Origin of the sequence: Pseudomonas sp. MH10, from assembly GCF_034353045.1 — a bacterium.
Lineage (GTDB): Bacteria > Pseudomonadota > Gammaproteobacteria > Pseudomonadales > Pseudomonadaceae > Aquipseudomonas.
The window spans coordinates 1,057,812-1,076,838 of record NZ_CP133783.1; the positions used below are offsets into that span (position 1 = coordinate 1,057,812).

General features: G+C 57.0%; 17 protein-coding genes and 2 pseudogenes. 8 read left to right on the forward strand and 11 right to left on the reverse strand.

The genetic code is table 11. The features are described from left to right. Positions 1–119 precede the first annotated feature (119 nt). The gene (locus tag RHM59_RS04715) at positions 120–1,742 is read left to right on the forward strand and encodes an MFS transporter (RefSeq protein ID WP_322286058.1); all 1,623 of its coding nucleotides are present in this window, start codon (positions 120–122) and stop codon (positions 1,740–1,742) included. A 72-nt stretch (positions 1,743–1,814) separates the two neighbouring features. Here RHM59_RS04715 and RHM59_RS04720 read toward each other — a convergent pair whose 3' ends face one another. Next, positions 1,815–2,789, reverse strand: a complete 975-nt coding sequence (locus tag RHM59_RS04720) for a quinone oxidoreductase (RefSeq protein ID WP_322286059.1) — start codon at positions 2,787–2,789, stop codon at positions 1,815–1,817. A gap of 391 nt (positions 2,790–3,180) precedes the next feature. Between RHM59_RS04720 and RHM59_RS04725 the strand changes: the two genes are divergently transcribed. Beyond that, positions 3,181–3,951, forward strand: a complete 771-nt coding sequence (locus RHM59_RS04725) for a class I SAM-dependent methyltransferase (RefSeq protein WP_322286060.1) — start codon at positions 3,181–3,183, stop codon at positions 3,949–3,951. A gap of 17 nt (positions 3,952–3,968) precedes the next feature. Here the strand turns inward: RHM59_RS04725 and RHM59_RS04730 are convergent, their stop codons facing one another. The 3 genes from RHM59_RS04730 to RHM59_RS04740 all read right to left on the reverse strand — a co-directional run bounded on the left by RHM59_RS04730 (position 3,969) and on the right by RHM59_RS04740 (position 6,584). Further along, on the reverse strand, positions 3,969–5,093 hold the full coding sequence (locus RHM59_RS04730) for an alkene reductase (protein WP_322286061.1): 1,125 nt from the start codon (positions 5,091–5,093) through the stop codon (positions 3,969–3,971). Between the two features lie 184 nt (positions 5,094–5,277). Beyond that, positions 5,278–5,955, reverse strand: a complete 678-nt coding sequence (locus RHM59_RS04735) for a type 1 glutamine amidotransferase domain-containing protein (RefSeq protein ID WP_322286062.1) — start codon at positions 5,953–5,955, stop codon at positions 5,278–5,280. A 26-nt stretch (positions 5,956–5,981) separates the two neighbouring features. Beyond that, positions 5,982–6,584, reverse strand: coding sequence for a TetR/AcrR family transcriptional regulator (locus tag RHM59_RS04740; protein ID WP_322170209.1), 603 nt, complete (start codon positions 6,582–6,584; stop codon positions 5,982–5,984). A gap of 230 nt (positions 6,585–6,814) precedes the next feature. On the opposite strand from RHM59_RS04740, the gene RHM59_RS04745 reads away from it, so the two are divergent. Then, positions 6,815–7,771, forward strand: coding sequence for a GlxA family transcriptional regulator (locus tag RHM59_RS04745; RefSeq protein WP_322170206.1), 957 nt, complete (start codon positions 6,815–6,817; stop codon positions 7,769–7,771). A 36-nt stretch (positions 7,772–7,807) separates the two neighbouring features. Here RHM59_RS04745 and RHM59_RS04750 read toward each other — a convergent pair. Continuing rightward, positions 7,808–7,942: pseudogene (locus RHM59_RS04750) on the reverse strand (acyl-CoA dehydrogenase family protein); the annotation flags it as partial. A 22-nt stretch (positions 7,943–7,964) separates the two neighbouring features. Then, on the reverse strand, positions 7,965–9,167 hold the full coding sequence (locus RHM59_RS04755) for an NAD(P)/FAD-dependent oxidoreductase (RefSeq protein ID WP_322286063.1): 1,203 nt from the start codon (positions 9,165–9,167) through the stop codon (positions 7,965–7,967). Between the two features lie 294 nt (positions 9,168–9,461). On the opposite strand from RHM59_RS04755, the gene RHM59_RS04760 reads away from it, so the two are divergent. The 4 genes from RHM59_RS04760 (at position 9,462) to RHM59_RS04775 (ending at position 12,055) form a co-directional block, all read left to right on the forward strand. Then, entirely contained in the window at positions 9,462–10,022 is a 561-nt protein-coding gene (locus tag RHM59_RS04760) for an Rrf2 family transcriptional regulator (RefSeq protein WP_322286064.1), read from the forward strand. A 60-nt stretch (positions 10,023–10,082) separates the two neighbouring features. Further along, the gene (locus RHM59_RS04765) at positions 10,083–10,478 is read left to right on the forward strand and encodes a hypothetical protein (protein WP_322286065.1); all 396 of its coding nucleotides are present in this window, start codon (positions 10,083–10,085) and stop codon (positions 10,476–10,478) included. A gap of 90 nt (positions 10,479–10,568) precedes the next feature. Further along, positions 10,569–11,693, forward strand: coding sequence for a CaiB/BaiF CoA-transferase family protein (locus RHM59_RS04770; protein WP_322286066.1), 1,125 nt, complete (start codon positions 10,569–10,571; stop codon positions 11,691–11,693). Positions 11,694–11,881: 188 nt separating this feature from the next. Then, positions 11,882–12,055 carry a hypothetical protein gene (locus RHM59_RS04775; RefSeq protein WP_322286067.1) on the forward strand — a complete coding sequence of 58 codons (174 nt, stop codon included), beginning with the start codon at positions 11,882–11,884 and terminating at the stop codon, positions 12,053–12,055. A 28-nt stretch (positions 12,056–12,083) separates the two neighbouring features. Here RHM59_RS04775 and RHM59_RS04780 read toward each other — a convergent pair whose 3' ends face one another. Beyond that, positions 12,084–13,013, reverse strand: a complete 930-nt coding sequence (locus RHM59_RS04780) for an AEC family transporter (protein WP_322170189.1) — start codon at positions 13,011–13,013, stop codon at positions 12,084–12,086. A gap of 164 nt (positions 13,014–13,177) precedes the next feature. Here RHM59_RS04780 and RHM59_RS04785 point away from each other — a divergent pair, with 164 nt between their 5' ends. Further along, a complete protein-coding gene (locus RHM59_RS04785; RefSeq protein ID WP_322286068.1) occupies positions 13,178–14,662 on the forward strand; it encodes a helicase HerA-like domain-containing protein in 1,485 nt (494 codons plus the stop codon). A 164-nt stretch (positions 14,663–14,826) separates the two neighbouring features. On the opposite strand, the gene RHM59_RS04790 is transcribed toward RHM59_RS04785, so the two are convergent. From RHM59_RS04790 to xylB, 4 genes and pseudogenes are all read right to left on the reverse strand, one after another. Next, a complete protein-coding gene (locus RHM59_RS04790; RefSeq protein ID WP_322286069.1) occupies positions 14,827–15,891 on the reverse strand; it encodes a phytoene/squalene synthase family protein in 1,065 nt (354 codons plus the stop codon). 136 nt (positions 15,892–16,027) lie between these two features. Then, on the reverse strand, positions 16,028–16,324 hold the full coding sequence (locus RHM59_RS04795) for a LysR family transcriptional regulator (RefSeq protein WP_322170179.1): 297 nt from the start codon (positions 16,322–16,324) through the stop codon (positions 16,028–16,030). Positions 16,325–16,441: 117 nt separating this feature from the next. Then, a pseudogene (locus tag RHM59_RS04800) lies at positions 16,442–17,416 on the reverse strand (TolC family protein); the annotation flags it as partial. 126 nt (positions 17,417–17,542) lie between these two features. Beyond that, positions 17,543–19,027, reverse strand: a complete 1,485-nt coding sequence (gene xylB / locus RHM59_RS04805; protein ID WP_322286070.1) for a xylulokinase — start codon at positions 19,025–19,027, stop codon at positions 17,543–17,545.

Below are 19,027 nucleotides of genomic sequence, written 5' to 3' on the forward strand. Positions count from 1 at the left end.
CTTGGTACAAATAGGCAAGGCTTGCTGGGATGGTTGTCGTATAGCTCGGTCATCGGCAGACCTTAGAGGAACAACAAAAATAATAGCCATTGTGCCCCATGGGCCAAGGATCTCGAGACATGTCTAATACAATGCCAAAAACAGCAATTGTGGGGTCGCACGTTTCTGATCACGGAGCGAGAAAGATCATTTTCGCGTCGTCCCTCGGGACGATTTTTGAATGGTATGACTTCTTCTTGTACGGTGCCCTCGCCGCCATCATCGGCAAACAATTCTTCGCAGGTGTCAACGACACCACCGCCTTTATCTTCGCCTTGATGACCTTTGCTGCGGGCTTTCTGGTTAGGCCATTCGGCGCATTGGTGTTCGGCCGCCTGGGCGACATGATCGGCCGAAAGTATACGTTTCTGATGACCATTATCCTGATGGGTTTGTCGACCTTCCTGGTCGGTCTGCTGCCTGCCTTCGCCAGCTGGGGCATCGCCGCACCGATTACTCTTGTAGTCCTGCGCATGCTTCAGGGTCTGGCCCTTGGTGGTGAGTACGGTGGCGCCGCAACTTATGTAGCGGAACATGCGCCTATGGGTAAGCGCGGAAGATATACCGGATGGATTCAGTCAACCGCCACCCTCGGGCTGCTGCTGTCACTGCTAGTGATCTTGGCCTGCCGGTACATCACTGGCGACCAGTTTGAGGTCTGGGGCTGGCGCATTCCGTTCCTGCTTTCGATCATCATGGTGGTGGTTTCGACCTGGATCCGCATGAGCATGCATGAGTCGCCCGCCTTCGTGAAAATAAAGGCCGAGGGCAAGGCGAGCAAATCGCCGATCCGTGAATCGTTCGGTTCTTGGGAAAACCTCAAAATCGTGCTCATCGCGCTGTTCAGCATCAATGCCGGGCAAGCGGTGACCTTCTATACCGCACAATTCTACGTGCTGTTTTTCATGACTCAATTCTTGAAGATGGACCCTTCGCAGGCCAACATGCTGCTCATCATCAGCGTGGTAATTGGCGCGCCATTTTTCGTGATCTTTGGCGCACTGTCGGACAAGATCGGGCGCAAACCCATCATTATGGCCGGCCTGCTGCTGGCCACGGTGCTGTACTTCCCGCTGTTCAAAGCACTGAGTCATTACGGCAACCCTGAAATTGACCGGGCCAGCCATCAGGCGCCGATCACCGTCTTGGCGGATCCTGCATCCTGTACTTTCCAATTCGATCCGGTGGGAAAGGCCAAATTTGACAGTCCGTGCGACAAAACCAAAACCTATCTTGCAAAGTTGGGCTTGCCTTACAGCTCGCAAAACGCCCCGACTGGCAGCCCGGTGGTGATCAGTATTGGTGAACAGCATATCCAGGGCTTCGATGAAGCAGTCGTTCACAAAGCCGTCATGGACGCCGGTTACCCCGCCAAGGCTGATAGCAGCAAGGTCAATCAACCCATGGTGGTGGTGATAATTGTTGCCCTGATTCTCATCGCCTGCATGACGTATGGCCCGTTGGCGGCCGTCATGGTCGAGTTGTTCCCGACCCGCATTCGCTATACCTCCATGTCCCTGCCCTACCACATTGGTAATGGTTGGTTTGGCGGGTTTCTTCCAACGGTATCGTTTGCCTTGGTGGTGTACACCGGGGATATTTTTTACGGCCTGTGGTATCCGGTGCTAGTGACGGGAGTTAGCTTGGTGGTCGGTATCTTCTGCCTCAAGGAAACCAAAGACGTTGACTTGGACCACGTTTAAATAACACCCGTTTTGAGCAACGAATCGTAGTGCTGGCCCGCGCCTAGCTACCCAGCACGTTCCAAGGTGAAGTCACGGTATGAGAACGAGGGTACCCGACGACGTGCCGCTTTCAAGGGCGGCATGGGCCTGGGCCACATCGGACAAGGCGTAGCGGCCTCGGATCATGGGTTTGATGATGCTGGCCTCGACCGCGGCCAGTACATCTTTAGCGCGGTGTTGATATTCGGCGATATCGGTGGTGTGCGCGACGATGGAGGGTCGAGTCAGAAACAGCGACCCTTTCGCGTTCAACGTGCTTATTTCCAAAGGCGCAGGCGCACCGGATGATGCACCGAACGAAACCATCAAACCTCGAGGTTTTAGGGAGTTCAGCGAGGCTTCGAATGACACGCGTCCGATTGGATCGTAGACGACGTCCGCTTTCTTGCCATCAGTGATTCGCGCAACATCGGCTGCAAGTGTCTGCGGGTTGAAAACCAGTACCGCGTCGCACCCCAGTGCTTTAGCCTTATCAACGCTCTGCTCACGAGAAACGATGCCTATCACGAATGCGCCAAGGTGTTTGGCCCAAGGTGCCATGATCTCGCCGAGACCGCCTGCAACGCCGTAGAGCACCATGACAGTGCCAGGCCCGACGGGATAGGTCGACTTGAGGAGGTACTGTGCGGTGATGCCCTTAAATAGAACGGCGGCCGCTTCTTCGAACGTCATCGAGTCCGGAATTCTTACCAGTTTATTTGCGGGATATAGGCGCCCACTCGCATAACTTCCCAGTGGCCCAGTCGCGTACGCCACGCGGTCACCCACATTGACGTTGTTTACGCCCTCACCCACTGCTGCTACACGGCCCGCACCCTCCAGACCTAAGCCGCTGGGTAATGTCACCGGCACCGCGCCATTGCGTTGGGTGATATCGAGGAAGTTGACGCCAATCGCCTCCTGTTCCAACCATACCTCGCCTGCACCAGGAGCGGACTGACCGACCTCTTCGACCTGCAAGACTTCGGGTGCACCTGCATGAGTGAACTTGACGACAGAAACCATAAAGTGCTCCTTGTTGTGCACTGCGCGCAGCAAACTGCGGGCGGTATCCAGTGTTTAACTGGCGAGACGAGAAATGACATGACTATCAAGGGTTTTCAGGTGCAGTGGATGCTTGGAAATCTGGCTTGGCGAACGATTGCGCAAACATCTCTCATGCCTGAAGCTTATCGGGTACCCATGTTGAAGTGAGAACTCCTGATCCCTGTGCAATCTACGCCCTCGGGGCAACCGAAAGCTTCAAAAATATGGATGCAAAGCGCATGCTCGCGGATGATTATCGAGGGCGCCGACTGAGCAGCCATCCACGAATAACGATGTCAAACGGACGATGCGTTCAGCTCTGAGATCGTTACCCGGTATTAACCGCCATCCCTATCGAGGCTTGCTGAAAATGACGGTCGTTCACAAAGCTGCTCAGTTAGGTTTTTCCAAGGAAGCGGGTACTTACGCCCTCGGACGTCCGGGCTATCCAAGCGCAATACAGCCGTGGCTCACCGACGCGCTGGAAATCAATGCTGAATCGATGGTCATTGATTTAGGGGCCGGTACCGGTAAATTCACTCGATTACTAACGCCCATAGCAAAAAATGTTATCGCCATCGAACCGGTCGAGGCCATGCGACTCGAATTTGCAAAGCAGCTACCAGAAGTAAAAATTTTGGAAGGAACTGCAGAATCTCTGCCCTTGGTTGGTGGAGCGGCCGACGCTTTAGTCTGCGCCCAAGCTTTCCACTGGTTTGCAAACGAAACAGCGCTGGCCGAGATTCACCGAGTGCTTAAGCCGAACGGTCGACTTGGGCTAGTCTGGAATGTGCGCGACGAGTCGGTGGACTGGGTGGCGGCCATCACCGACATCATTACGCCCTACGAATCTGATACACCGCGCTTTCACATGGGGAATTGGCGACTACCGTTCAACGGCCGCTATTTTTCGGTGCCTGAAGTGACCTGCCTAAACTACTCCCACACGGGCACCGCTGAGACGGTAATCATGGACCGCTTCCTGTCAGTGAGTTTCATCGCGGCCCTACCTTCCCAAGAGAAAGCACGGGTGGCAGAGCAATTGCGAAGCTTGATTGCAACCCATCCGGCGCTGCGCGGACGCGACACCATTGAGTTCCCCTATCAAACCCAGGCCTATCGCTGCCAGCGACTGGATTGAAAAAAACAGCCAGGCGTCTACCCAGGGTACACCGGATAATCGGTGAAACCGACCTCGGTTCCGCCGTAGAGACCACTGTGATTCAGTGGGTTGAGAGGCCAGCCGTTGATCATCCGTTCTGGCAAGTCGGGGTTGGCAATGTAGGGCCGGCCAAAAGCGATGAGATCAGCCAGACCCGCGTCAATGAGCCGCGCGCCGCGTTCGGCGGTATAACGCCCGGCATAGATGATACGGCCGCTGAATGCACGGCGAACATCGCGGCGGAATTGCTCGGGCAAATCGGGTGCGTTGTCCCAGTCAGCTTCGGCGATGGAGACGTAGGCAATACCCGCGTTCTCCAGCACCTTGATCGCTTCAATGTAGGTGTGATGCGGGTCCTCTTCGACGAGCCCGATATACACACGGTCCTCGTCGGTACTGGTGAACAACGGGGAGAAACGCACGCCCAGACGGTCAGGACCAACCACCTCGACCACGGCCTGGACAATCTCCCGCAGGAAACGTAGCCGATTCTCCAGTGAGCCGCCGTATTCATCATCACGCTGGTTGGCGTGCTCAGAGATGAACTGGTTGACCAAATAGCCGTTTGCCGAATGGATTTCGACACCGTCGAAACCTGCCGCCAAGGCATTGCTTGCCGCTTGTGCGTAGAGACCCACCAGCGCTTTAACCTCACCCGTGCTTAATGCACGCGGCATGGACGGCTCTACCAGGTCGCCAGTGCCTGGAGCGGTTTCGATGAACGCCTTGACTTTCTGCGCCTGAATAGCCGACGGCGCCACCGGAGATTCACCGTCGGGCTGCAAGGCATTATGCGAAACCCGCCCAACGTGCCAGAGTTGCGCGAAGATCACGCCGCCGTCGGCATGCACCGCCTCGGTCACTTTCTTCCAGCCATCGATTTGCGCCTGGGTGTAGATGCCGGGTGTCCAGGCATAACCTTGCCCGCGCGGCTCGATCTGGGTGCCTTCGCTAACCATAAAGCCTGCCGTTGCACGCTGCCGGTAGTACAGCGACATCAAGTCGGTGGCGATGTCACCGGGCTGGGCGCTTCTCTGGCGGGTCAGTGGCGGGAAAACGATACGGTTTTTCAGGGTAAGGCGACCCAACTTAACGTGGGTAAATAGAGCGTCATTGTTCATGCTGGGTATTCCGGATTAAGAAATTAAACACCTGGCCTTATTAGGTTGAAATCAAGTCGGCCGTGCGTCTAATCCTGTGACACGCTTCGATGCGCAGTGGAAACTGCGCATCTACTGGGTTGAGGTCATGTGTTTGCACACACTCATGCGGTACAACTAAGCCACTGGGTTTAAATCAGCGGGTTCAAGCCAACCGATTTAACAGTGCTTTGGCAACACCCTCGGAACTTGCAGGGTTCTGCCCGGTTATCAATTGGCCGTCTTCGATGATAAACGGCTGCCAATCGGCGCCTTTCTGGTAATCAGCACCCAGTGCCTGGAATTCGTCCTCAATCAGGAACGGCACCACCTCAGTGAGCCCGACCGCCGCTTCTTCCGCGTTGGTAAAGCCGGTAACCCGACGGCCTTTCACCAAGGGTTGACCATTAGCCGCCTTGACGTGACGCAAAGCGCCGGGAGCATGGCAGACAAAGCCGATAGGCTTACCGGCGCGCTCGAACGCTTCGATCAAGGCGATTGAGGTGCTCGACTCTGCCAAGTCCCACAAAGGCCCGTGACCACCTGGGTAAAACACCGTATCAAAATCTGCGGCGTTGACTGTTTCCAACTTCACGGTGCTGGCCAAGGCCTGTTGCGCTGCGGGGTCCGCCTTGAAACGTTCGGTCATTTCAGTCTGAGCGTCGGCGTCATCACTCTTCGGGTCTAGCGGTGGTTGGCCGCCGGCTGGCGATGCCAGCAGCACTTGGGCCCCAGCGTCCTTGAAGGTGTAATAAGGCGAGGCGAACTCTTCGAGCCAGAATCCGGTTTTTTTCCCGGTGCTGCCCAACGTGTCGTGCGAGGTCAATACCATCAATATTTTCATGTCTGCTTCCTCGGGGTGGATAGATTTCAATAGGGTTCGGTGCAGCCCAAAAGCTGTCGAGTCATCAACAGCGCTTGGTCAAATGGATCGGAGGTACGGGTGATCTTGGCCATCACGCTCGCCCCCAGCCATAACGAATACAAGCGTGATGCCAGCGCTGCGGGTGCTTGATCAATCGTCAGTGAGCCTTGTTCAACGCCACGAGACACGGCGCCCTCCAGGCACTTGATGATCCGCGAAGTGCCCCGATCAAGTGCCGACCTCATGGGTTCGGAAAGATCGGCGACCTCAGCGCCCAACTTGACTGCCAGGCACTTGCCTGAATCAGTCCCCTTGGTTTGGTTTTCAATCCATCGTTGCCAATACAGCATTAACTTGTGACCTTCAGGTACATCGGACCGCTGGAAAAGCGCTTCGACCCCTTTCAAATAAGTCTCGAAATAGTCATCCAACAGCGCAACACCGAACACGTCCTTGGAACCAAAGTAATGGTAAAACGAGCCTTTCGGAACGTTAGCGGCTTTAAGCACCTCGTTCAGGCCTACTGCTGAAAAGCCTTTCTTGCTCACAATCAACTGCGCGGCATCAAGGATGCTCTGTTTCACCGGTTTGCTTGCGCTCGTCGTCATCAATCACCGCCGCTAAGTAGACCAGTCGTCTACGCCGTTGAGGTGAATGTTAGAGGCCGACAAAAACCTGCGCAATGTCGTATCCGCAAGGATTCCGGACATCGGGCTGACGTGATTGAAGGTCAGCGAGGTGCTGATGGGAATAACGTTTCAATGATCAGAAGTAAGTTGCCAGTTGCACGGCAGGCACTGACAATCACGCCCTATGACAAATTCCCCGGAGCGGTTGAATGCATAGCGTCGCGCTGATTATTTACCCCAATTTTCAATCGCTTAGTCTCTCGTTGGGCTCGGTGTTCGAGTGTGCGAACTTGCTCCGTGGCGAGCAGGCCTATGAGTTTCACCTGGTGTCAGAAACCGGCGGCGCCGTCATGACCTCAGCAGGCTACTCGGTGAACAGCGAGCCCATGCGCGCAGAGGGCTATGACACGCTGATCGTTAGCGGTTACCTGGAATTCCGCTTGCCGGAAAAAAACCTGCTCGATTTCGTCAGGGCCGCGTCTGCGCAGTCGCGGCGGATCGTTTCGTTGTGCATGGGCGTGTTTGTCCTCGCCGAGGCCGGTTTGCTCGAGGGCAAGCGCGCAACCACGCATTGGCTTCACGCACCGGCGTTTAAAAAGCGCTATCCGGGCATTCGCCTTGAGGAAGATCGATTGTTCGTGGTCGACGGCCACGTCTGGACCGGCGCAGGGATGAGCGCCGGCGTTGACCTTGCACTGGCAATGGTCGAAAACGATTTGGGCAGCGACTTGGCCCGCAGAATCGCCCGAAAACTGGTCATCTACCAACGGCGCGGCAGCGAACAATCGCAGTTGTCGGCGCTGCTGGAACTGGACCCTAAATCTGATCGTGTGCAGTTGGCGTTAGCCTATGCGCGAGAGAATTTGACCTACGACCTATCGGTCGAAGCGCTCGCGGCGGTTGCAAGGCTAAGTCCGCGTCAATTCAGCCGAGTGTTTCGCGAGGAAACCGGGCAAACCCCGGCCAAGGCCATTGAGCGCCTGCGTGTCGAAGCGGCGAGGACGATGATGGAGACCAGCCGCCATCCGATAGAAGTGGTCGCCACTGAGACCGGGTTCGGTGATCGGGAACGGATGCGCCAAGCGTTCCTGCGTGCGTTCGGTCAACCGCCGCAAGCCATGCACAAGCCACTGTTCAACGCAGCGGCCGGCGTAACCATGAGCTGAAGACGCCTTCGCGCTGCTCACAAGCCCTACAACGTGCGCCCATGCCCGGCTGATCTTATATTCGCTCATGAACCCATAACCGCCATGCAGTTGCAGGAACTCATCCAGCAGCATGCCTTGCATCTCTGAGCCCAGCAGTTTGGCTATGGCGGCGATGTCTGGCGTGGGCACAGGCGATCACCGCCAGGACGAATCAGGCAATCGGAATCAAAGGGTCCGCGGCGGCCCATGCGGTTTCGCGGTTAGCCGCCGGGGGGTAAATCCACACGGTATTGATCTGGGTCTTGAGTGACTTGCCTTCCTGTTTGATCAGTTTGACCTGACGATCCCAACCTTCGGTATACACCGCACCCCAGGCACCCAAATCCAGGCAGGTGACGTATTTAGGTTGGCTGTACGGGGTCGGCGTCACGCCGAGTATCTGCGCAGCAACGTTATTGCCCGCATGGCGACCTAATACGATGGCGTGCTGGCAGGTCATCAGTGCATGATTGCCAATGTCATCGGTGGCAGCGTAGGCCACATCGCCGGTGGCAAAAATGTCTTCTTGGCCAATGACCTTGAGCTGGCCATCCACGTGCAAGCGGCCAAGGGCATCACGTTCGCCGGGGATCTGTTCTGTCAGTGAGCTGGCGCGAACGCCGGTGGTCCAGACCACGGTCTTGGCGTCGATGTGCCGACCATCAGACAGGGTCACGCCGTTTTCATCGACAACAACTACCGACGATTTCAAGCTCCATTTCACGCCCAGTTCAGCGCTGGCTTCGGCAATCGACTCGCTGATTTCAACGCCCATGGACGTGCCGATTTTTTCTCCTCGATCGACGATGATCACTTCGATGTCTGCGCCCTCACCCAAGATGGCCCGCAGACGCGCTGGCATTTCAGTCGCAGTTTCAATCCCGGTAAAGCCACCGCCGGCCACCACTACGGTGTTGCGTGCTTTGCTTTCTGGCACGTTAGCCAAAGATTTGAGATGGTCTTCAAGGCGCACCGCAGTTTCGATCTGGTCGACGTCAAAGGCGTATTCGGCCACGCCTTGAGTGTTGGAGGCGGCGAGCCGGCTGCCGCTAGCCAGAACGAGTTTGTCGTAGCTGAGCACGTGTTTGGCACCTGACGCATCGCTGTAGCCAACCTGCTTTAAGTGCACATCGATGGTCTGCGCTGCACCCTTGATGAACTTCACACCTACCGCATCGAACAGCTCGCCAATCGGCGCGAACAAGTGATGGGCGTCAGGCTCGTAGAGGCGCGGACGTACGCGCAGCTCGGCCTGTGGGGCCAACACCGTAACTTCAACGTTGTGGCGGTCATGTATGTTGAGCAGCCGGGTGGCGCTCAATGCGGTCCACATACCACCAAACCCTGCGCCGATGACCAAGATATGCTGTTTCATTGTTAACTCCAAAAGGGTAAACCGGGAGCGCGGAACACGGTGGATGTTGCGCTCATCGGTAGCGCCTGAACGCCATTAACTACGACTCTATTGGTCGCCATTAAAAAATACAACCGTTATTTAGGATTAGCTCCAGCTGTTTTTTTTGGACCCTTCACCAGATTCCTGCAAACCACTAACTGCTTGAGAACCGGTGCACCTGGGTTTGAAACAGAAATACCTTCACTGCGTCAGCCGCGTTGCCGGCATTGCGGCTCACTGATAATATGGCGACCATATTAGTCGGAGATACCTATGTCTCTTTACAGCGCAGGCGTTGAGTACGGCATTCATTGCCTGATTTTTTTGGTGGGTGAGCGTGGCGAGAGCCGGGAAGCCAGCGTCCGCGAGCTGGCCGAGCTGCAAGGTGTGCCTCTGGACTATCTGGCCAAAATCTTCACCAAGCTGGCCAAGGCGAATTTGGTCGTGGCCACTGAAGGCGTGCGGGGTGGTTTCAAGCTGGCCAAACCCTCGGACGAGATCAGTATTCTCGACATCGTCAACGCCATCGACGGCCGCAAGCTGATTTTCGACTGCCGCGAAATTCGGGGTCGATGTGCGCTGTTCGAAGGGTCCCCGCCCTCGTGGGCACTGGAAGGCAGTTGCGCCGTTCATGCCGCGATGTCGGTGGCACAGAACCGTATGGAAGAAGCCCTTGCGCAGCAGACCATTCTTGACCTCGCACGAAAACTGGGACGAAAAGCGCCCGCGAATTTTCCCGTGCAAGTGGATCAATGGATCAATGATCGGCGCGAGAAAAAAAGGGCTACGCCTACTCGGGACGACACCCTTTCAGTGGTGGATATTTCCGACTGAATTATTGGCGGTAGCCGTCACTTAAAGCGGTTACCACCATCACAGCTATGCTCAGACCCGATGAATACCAAAACCGAGGCCGATAGCTTGAATCATCTTTTGCTCGCACTGGGTGTATTTGTCTGCGTATTCGGCAGCGCCTTGTTGGGGTTATACGTGCGAGAGCGTCTGCCCGCTCACCACCTGAGTGATGAGTCCATTGGCGTGGTCAAGTTAGCGAACGGCTCGGTACCGCTGGCCCTATTGCTCGTTCTCGTTACCTGGCTGTCCATCATCTTTGGCACGTTCGGCTTGTTCGCACCGCGCAACGGCACGATTATCGTGGCGCTGCTGATGTGCGCCCTCTCCACCTCCGGGGCGATCTATCTGATTGAAGAACTGAGCCGGCCACTGGACGGATGGGTCGGCGTGTCAGTGGCACCCATGCGCGACACGTTGTCGCGCATGGGCCAGTAGTGCGTTATCGAGGGTTTTTGAAGAGGAAATGCGACAGCGCCGGAATCAATACCAATGTCCCGACCACCCTCATTCAAAGGAGCATCTCCCATGGGAGTATTGGACGGCGTACGGATTGTCGAGATCGCTGGCATCGGGCCGGGACCGTTTTGCGGCATGTTGTTGGCTGACATGGGCGCCGAGGTCATTCTGGTTGAGCGCAGCAGTGCCAAAGGCGGCGACACATTCGACCTGGGCAAGCACGCCATCGTTAATCGCGGAAAACGCTCGGTCGCGCTGGACCTCAAAGACCCTGCCGCCATCGAAGCCGTGCTGCGCCTGATCGAAGGCTCGGACGCCCTCATCGAAGGCATGCGCCCAGGCGTCATGGAACGCCTGGGGCTGGGACCGGACGTGTGCCTGGCGCGCAATCCGCGCCTAATCTACGGACGCATGACTGGCTGGGGTCAACACGGGCCGCTGGCTCAGTTCGCCGGCCATGACCTTAATTACATCGCCCTTTCCGGCGCCTTGTGGTTTTCCGGGGAACCTGGCTCACCACCGCTGTCGCCACCGACCTTAGTGGGTGATCTGGGCGGCGGTGCGCTGTATTTGGCAATGGGAATTCTGGCCGGCATCCTCAATGCCAGCACCCGTGGCGTGGGGCAAGTGGTGGACGCTGCGATCGTCGATGGCAGCGCCAACCTGATGAACCTGATGCTGTCCGCGCACGCCGCCGGCCACCAGCCTATGGCGCGTGGTACGGGGTTACTCGACGGTCCGCACTGGGCGCGTACTTATGCATGCGCCGATGGCCACTTCATCAGCATTCAAGCGCTAGAGCCGCAATTCAATGCCCAACTGTTCAACACACTCGGGCTGGGCGACGACCCGGAATTCAAGAATCCCTACGACCCTAGCTTCTGGGGCCCGTTGCGCGAACGCTTGACCGGGCTGTTCGCCAGTGAACCACGCCAATACTGGATCGACCTGCTAGAAGGCAGCGATGCCTGTTTCGCGCCGGTCTTGACCCCAGTTGAAGCTTTGGCCCACCCGCACATGGCCGCTCGCGGGGTGTATGCCATTCATGACGGCGTGCTGCAAGCTGCACCGGCGCCCCGCTTCTGCGCGACGCCCTCGTGTGACATTGGCAGCGTGCCCAGCCGTGGCGAACACAGCGTCGCAATTCTCAGGGCCGCAGGTTTGAGTACGGACGAGATTAACCGGTTGATTTAGCGCAGCACTTTCATAACCTAATGAAGAAATGAGTGTGTAGGAGCGCGATTGAGCGCGACCCCGATCCACCCCGAGCAAGCCCGCTCCCACCATTGCCAGATGATAAACGGCATTCAAAATCGGGGTTTGACGACAGAGGGCCTCGTGGGTTGGTCTACGCTAAAATCTCCACCGCAGGAGACAACAACATGAGCAACTCGGAAAAACCCATTAACGTCGTTGAGCAGAATATCGAGGACGACAATGAGGACCTAGAAGGTGCCGATGAAACATCAACCACCGACACCGATGAAGAAAGCGCTGCCGATGAGCTCAGCCGGAAAACAGCAGAGATAGAACGTAAAGTGGCTGATGGTCACTAGACAGCAGCGTTACGCTTGGATCGATTTTTCAGACCGAAAACAACCAAAGAATAATGGATATGGATGCTAACGACCCCAGCGTCGAAAGCAAGATAGTGCGAGAGATCACCCCTGCTTCACGGCGATAGTATTCCGCAAGCATGAAAGGCCCAGTGCCGGTAGGCAGCGCGCTTAACAGCAGCGCCGCCTGCGCCCATAACGGCGGAAGATGAAACACCTTGAACGCCAAATACGCCGTTATTAACGGCTGGACGATCAGCTTTATAAGCACCAGCGGCCAGGCACCGGTCACTCGTCCTTCCTGCTTGTGTGCGAGAAACAAACCCAAGGAGATCAGCGCACACGGGGTCGTCGCACTCGCGAGCATGTCCAGGAAGTGGAGAACCGGCACAGTGAGTCCCAACCCCGTCGCAGCCCACAACCCCCCGGCTATTGGCGAGACGACCAGTGGGTTTTTTGCCAGCGCACGTAATACGGTCGCAATGGCCCGGCCTAGGTGTTTTTCCTGTTGAAGCCCGATCTCAATGCAGACCACTGAAATAGAGAACAGCACGCAGACGACGATCAGCGAGGATATCAACGCCGGTTGAAGACCTGCGGGGCCGAGAACCAACAGGCACAGTGGAATACCGATGTAACCGGTATTGGCATACGAAGCGCTTAGCCCGTCGATGCTCGCCTCGACCAACGAGTGTTTGTTGGCCATGCGCCAGATCAGGGTCGCGAAAAACACCAACAACGCTCCACCGCTAAAGGCGAGAACGAAGCCCGGCTGCCAAATCTCCGCCCAGGTGGCGGTCGCTGTGGTTTTAAATAACAGCGCTGGCAAGCACAGCCATACCACTAGGCGATTGATTTCTGAAGCCGCAGTGGGTCCGAGACAATTGGCTTTTCGACAGATAAACCCGACCAGGATCAGCGCAAAAATCGGCAAAACGACGGTAACAACTGAGTTCATGAAGAGTGACGCCAGAACCGGACAAAGGCGATGAGCCTAAAGTTGCCACTCCCTGCTGTCTAGGGCTCGACTAAGGTAAATATAAAGCGATTGCTTTTAGCTCTTTTAAAAGCAGTATTGGCGCGGACATTTATGGATTAACACCTTTATTGGACGGATTTTACATGTCTGACTCTGACTCAATTCTATTTGGCGCAAGCCTTGACGGGCAGCCGGTTGGGCAAGCGCTGCGGTTGGCGAATCGTCATGGCCTGATTGCGGGAGCGACCGGTACCGGCAAGACCGTGACACTCCAGCGTCTGGCTGAAGTATTCAGCGACGCTGGCGTCGCAGTTTTCGCGGCGGATATCAAGGGTGACCTGTGCGGGCTGGGCGCGGCAGGTAACCCCCAAGGCAAAGTCGCTGAACGAATCGCCGGTATGCCGTGGCTGAATTATCGCCCCCAGGCTAATCCGGTCATCCTTTGGGATGTGCACGGCCAATCGGGTCATCCCTTGCGCACCACGTTGTTGGAAATGGGCCCACTGCTGTTGGGAAGTTTGCTGGAGTTGACCGACAGCCAACAATCGACGTTGTACGCAGCGTTCAAGGTTGCGGACCGTGAAGGATTGTTGCTGCTGGACATTAAAGACCTCAAAGCCCTGCTCAATCACCTTCGCGACCATCCAGAACTGCTGGGTGAAGACAGCGCCTTGATGACCACCGGGTCCAGTCAGGCATTGCTCCGTCGTTTGGCGGTGCTGGAGCAACAAGGCGCCGAAGCGTTGTTCGGCGAACCGGCCTTGCAGCTCGAAGATATTTTGCAACCCGCCAGTGATGGCCGGGGACGCATCCACGTGTTGGATGCCCGCCGTTTGGTGCATGAAGCGCCCAAGGTCTACGCGACGTTCCTGCTGTGGTTGCTGGCTGAACTGTTTGAGCAATTGCCTGAACGTGGCGACGCTGACAAACCGCTGCTGGCGCTATTTTTCGATGAGGCGCATTTGTTGTTCGCTAACACCCCAAAGGCGTTGCAAGAACGTCTTGAGCAGGTGGTTCGGTTGATCCGCTCCAAGGGCGTTGGTGTGTATTTCGTCACCCAATCGCCCAGCGACTTGCCCGATACCATCCTCGCGCAGCTGGGTTTGCGGATTCAGCATGGGCTGCGGGCATTCACCAGCAAAGAACAAAGGTCCTTGCGCGCCGTGGCCGATGGTTTTCGTCCTAATCCGGCGTTCGATACCCTCGCGGTACTCACTGAGCTGGGCATTGGTGAAGCGCTGGTCGGTACGTTGCAGGAAAAAGGCACCCCCGAATTGGTCCAGCGTGTACTGATCGCGCCCCCGCAATCGCGAATCGGGCCATTGAGTGAAACCGAGCGCGCGGTGTTGATTGCTCAGTCGCCTTTGGCTGGACGTTACGACAAACCGGTGGACCGTGAGTCTGCGTATGAAATGTTAATGGCGCGCAAGATCGCCCCGCCTGACGTAGGCGTACAGCCGGCGAAGGACATACCCGGCGGATTGGCCGAGAGGGCAGGAGGTTTTTTTAGCGGTCTCGCGGGCCAGGCAATGAAAAACGCGATGCGCACCGCCGCGAATCAAATCGGGCGAGAGTTGGTGCGCGGTTTGATGGGCTCATTGTTGGGTGGGAGCAATAAAAAGAAGTAATTCGGTTTAACGATTCAAACCACCGTGGGACCGAATTATTCGGGAAGGCTTTTCTCCTGACACGCTGCAACCTCAAGCTCAACGAAGTGCCCCACAGTTTGCTGCGCGACAGCGCGGCGTCGAAGACGTGGCGGACCCTCCTACAGGTCTGCGGGGGATTGATTTTAATCCCACTCTGCCGAAAGCGGTCTCAACGGCAGCCTGCGGGTGGCTATTTTGAACAGCCAGCGTAATCCGCTGTTGGAGTGTGCACTGAGCCGGGTAAGCGCCATCGCGTAGGCCACGGCCCGGTGAGTGATTTTGACTTGATCACCGGAGCAGAAGTCCAGGTGTCGCTGTAATTTACGGAGTGTCAGGACCGCGAAGGCGATATTCATCATGCAGAAACGTCGAAACCCAGAGTGCTTGAGCGGAATCGTCAGTGTGTATTCCAACGCCAGTTTCAAGTGCGCGTGGGCGATGCCGATCATCTCGGTCAGTGCACGGCCATGATTCGCGCTTTGCCCACCGGCTTGTAATCCCGAGAGGTCAACGCCGTGGCGGGCGAACAGGTCTTGCGGCAACCAGCAAACGCCGTGGCTGTAATCCTCCCACTGGTCTTTCAGCACATTGGTCATCTGCAGGCCTTGGCCGAAGGACACGGCCAGCGGCAAGAGCAGCCCGCGCTGGCTGGCCAACGCAGGGTCAAAATCGATGAGCAGCTCGGTCAGCATTTCGCCCACCACCCCCGCTACGCAGTAACAGTAGCGATCCATGTCGCGCAACGTTTCCAGTCCATGTCGACTGACGGTGCGCTGAAAATCAAACATCCCTTTGGACATCACCGTCAGGCAGTTAATGATTGCCGTTCGTTGGGAGGGCATCAGGCTGCGGGTGATCTGTAAAACCAGCACTAACTGGCTGACCAGTTCGCGCTCGGCGGGCAAGGTTGCCTGTGAAAACAGCGGAGCCAACTCGACCGAGAACTGTTTCGAATCGATATGACCCGTGACGGCGGCAATGAACGCCGCCCCATAACGACGCTTCTGCTCCAGGCTAAAGGTCGGTTCGTCTTCAATGGTATCGGCGATGCGACAGAGCAAATAAGCGTTGGTTACCGCCAGCCGCAGGGGCGGCGGCAACTGCGGAATAGTGAGCGCAAAGGTTCTGGATACATGGGGCAGGATCAGATTTTGATAGGCCTCAGCTTCGCGTGCGCCGAGGTCAAAAGCTGAGGGTGACTCGAACATGGACAAGCGATTTCTACCTCACCATAGGGTCATGCATACCGGTGCATACAGGCTCCGAGTGCGGCAGTGTAATCGCTAATGGGGGGCTTGGCGTGGATTCGCCACACGGCCCTCAGCGTAAAGTTTTCACAACCTGTCAGGAAAATCCGTTGGGCATGTCGCCGCTGATGACCGCGCCTATGATGCTCATCGCCGGCAGTAGCGCCGTGGCAATCTCAATCGCCCGGCTGGTAGGCCGCATCCCTCTTCCCGCGCGTAAAAACAACGGGTCATCGAAGCAATGACGCAATCTGACCAGTGACCCGCTCACCGCCGGTTGTTGGACATGCAGATATTCAGCCGATTTTGAGACGCTTTGTTCGCGGAACATCACCATGAAAACCACTAATAAATTTAGATCAATACCTGCAAATTTATGTTCGTCGATATTCATTACGGAACCCCGGAATGTTTAAAAAAATGAAGAATGATTGTTGGTAATCGCCACTAACTGGACCTGCGCAAATCGATAGGCTGCTATGCATATTACACAGAGCAGCCCATGACCGGCTCAGTTATTTATGACCACGCCCTCAACCTTGTTATTCCAGCCGCCACCCAATGCCTTGTAAATGGCAACAATCCCACGGTAGGTGTCGATCTCACCCAGGGCCTGAGAATCTTCGGCTGCCAGGCGTTCACGTTCGGCATCCAGCAACACCAGGAAGTCAGCGGTGCCTTCGCGGTACTGAATCGAGGCCAAATCTGCCGCTTTACGGCTCGATTCACTTTGACGGATCAACGAGATCAAACGTTCCTGACGCTTGTTGTAATCGCTGAAGGCGTTTTCCGACTCCTCCAACGCCAGCAACACGTGCTGCTCGTAGTTGGCCAGCGCACCGTCAGCATCGGCATTGGCCCCGCGAATCCGCGCTCGCACGCTGCGTAAATCCAGCGCCGGCCAAGTGATGCTTGGGCCAAGCGACCAGGCAGCAGCAGCCGAAGAACCGATCTGCGAACCACGGGCGGCGGTGTAACCGAGAAAACCGGTGAGGCTGACCCGTGGGAACAGGTCCGCCGTGTTCACCCCGATTTGCGCGGTGGCCGAGGCCAATTGGCGCTCAGCGGCACGCACATCAGGACGGTGACGCAGCAGTTCGGTGGGATCGCCAATCGGCAAGGCCTTGGCAATCGCTGGCAACTGCGCTGGGCTCAGGTCGACTTTCATCGATTCCGGACGCTCACCCATCAAGGTCGCGATGCGGTTTTTTTCCCGCACCTGTTCAGCTTGCAACTGCGGCACGGTGGCTTCAACCGCCGCCAGACGGGCATCAGCACGCACCACGTCGAGTTCGTTACCGACCCCGGCGTCACGCATGCTGACGGTGACAGTGCGCGATTCCTGCTGGTTTTTCAGGTTGTCCCGAGCAATTCGCTCACGCAGTTGCGCGCCGCGCAGCTGGCCGTAGGCATCCACCAGTTCGGCGGTGATGCTGATCTGCAACTGGAACAGATCGGCTTCGCTGGCTTGCTGATCGGCATTGGCCGTTGTAGGAGAGAGAACCTTCGCCAACACGTTGGCTATCTACAGATGATCTGCGGTGCATCAGACATTGTTGCGGACCCGTAGGTGGTCGAAAACCGCGTTGACGCGAGCAAAATAAGAATCCAATCAACCATGCAATGCCTTCGCCGCCGACAATAATCCGCGAAATTTCTCATAGCGCTGATTCAAGGCAGGCTGTTGCTCAACCCGTGGGAAATACCGCGCTTTGACCGGCATCCCCGCCTGTAGCAGTGCGTCGCCCTGCCCGTTCGCTAAAAAGCCCAGCGTGGCCGCGCCGATGCAGGCGCTGAGTTCACTGCCGTATAGCGTGTAGATTTCCCGGTCGAGGATATTCGCCAACAACTGCGCCCAATATTCACTGCGTGCCCCGCCGCCCACCAGTGCACAGGCATGCACGGCGGCACCTGCCGATTGAACCGCGTTCATCGCGTCTAACAAGCCAAACCCCACCCCCTCCAGCACCGCGTAACCCAGCATCGCAGGTGAACAGTCGTAGCCCAGGCTCATGAATCCACCGCGCAATAACGGGTCGTTATGCGGCGTACGTTCGCCTGCGAGGTAAGGCAGAAAAAGCGGATTGGAAACCGCCACCGGTTGATCAATGGGCAATGCCGTCTGCACCCGCTCCAACAGTGTTTGCTCGTCGGGAAAGCCCAATAATTGCGTCACCCAGCGCAAGCAACTGGCGCCCGCCAACAGGGCGCCCATGGTGTACCAGCGCTGCGGTATGGCGTGACAAAAGCTGTGCACCGCGTGGGCTGGATGGCCGGCCATGTGATCGGTGATCGCAACAATCGCAGCGCTGGTGCCCAAGGTGATAAACGCGTCCCCGGCATGGATGGCGCCGATACCCACTGCAGAGACCGGGTTGTCCCCGCCGCCCCCGGCGATGACCACTCCAACCGGCAAACCCAAGCGTTGCGCCGCTGAGGTGTTGAGCACGGTGGACGCTGCGCGCCCTTCCACCAGCCGAGGCAGTTGGCGAAGTTCCAGCCCGGTCGCGCGAACGATCGGTTCAAACCAATCACGCTTGACCACGTCCAGCCACAGGGTGCCGGCAGCGTCCGAAACGTCGGTGACCCGCTCGCCGCTCAGCCGTAAGCGCAGGTAATCCTTGGGCGACAGCACACAGTCAATCTCGTTAAATACCTGCGGTTCATGGTGCTTCAGCCACAGCAGTTTGGGTGCAGTCAGTCCGGCCATGGGCAGGCTGCCAGTGATCTCGGCAAACTCAGGGTAATCCCGGGCCAGTTGTTCCGCTTGGCCGGTAGCCCGTGAGTCATCCCACAGGATGGCAGGGGACACCACGCGGTTGTCATCGCCCAATAGCACTGCGCCGTGCATTTGCCCCGACAAGCCAATGCAGGCAATGCGCGCATAGGCCTGCGGTTGATCCTGGCGCAATTGGTCCAGAGCACTGAGACACGCTTGCCACCAGTCTTCTGGACGCTGTTCTGACCTTCCCGGATGTGGGCGGGAAATCGTCAGTTTGGCGCTGGCATGGCCCAGCACGATTCCGCCCTCGTCCAGCAGCACCGCCTTGAGTTCGGACGTACCGAGATCGATCCCGAGCGAAACAGGATTGTTCAT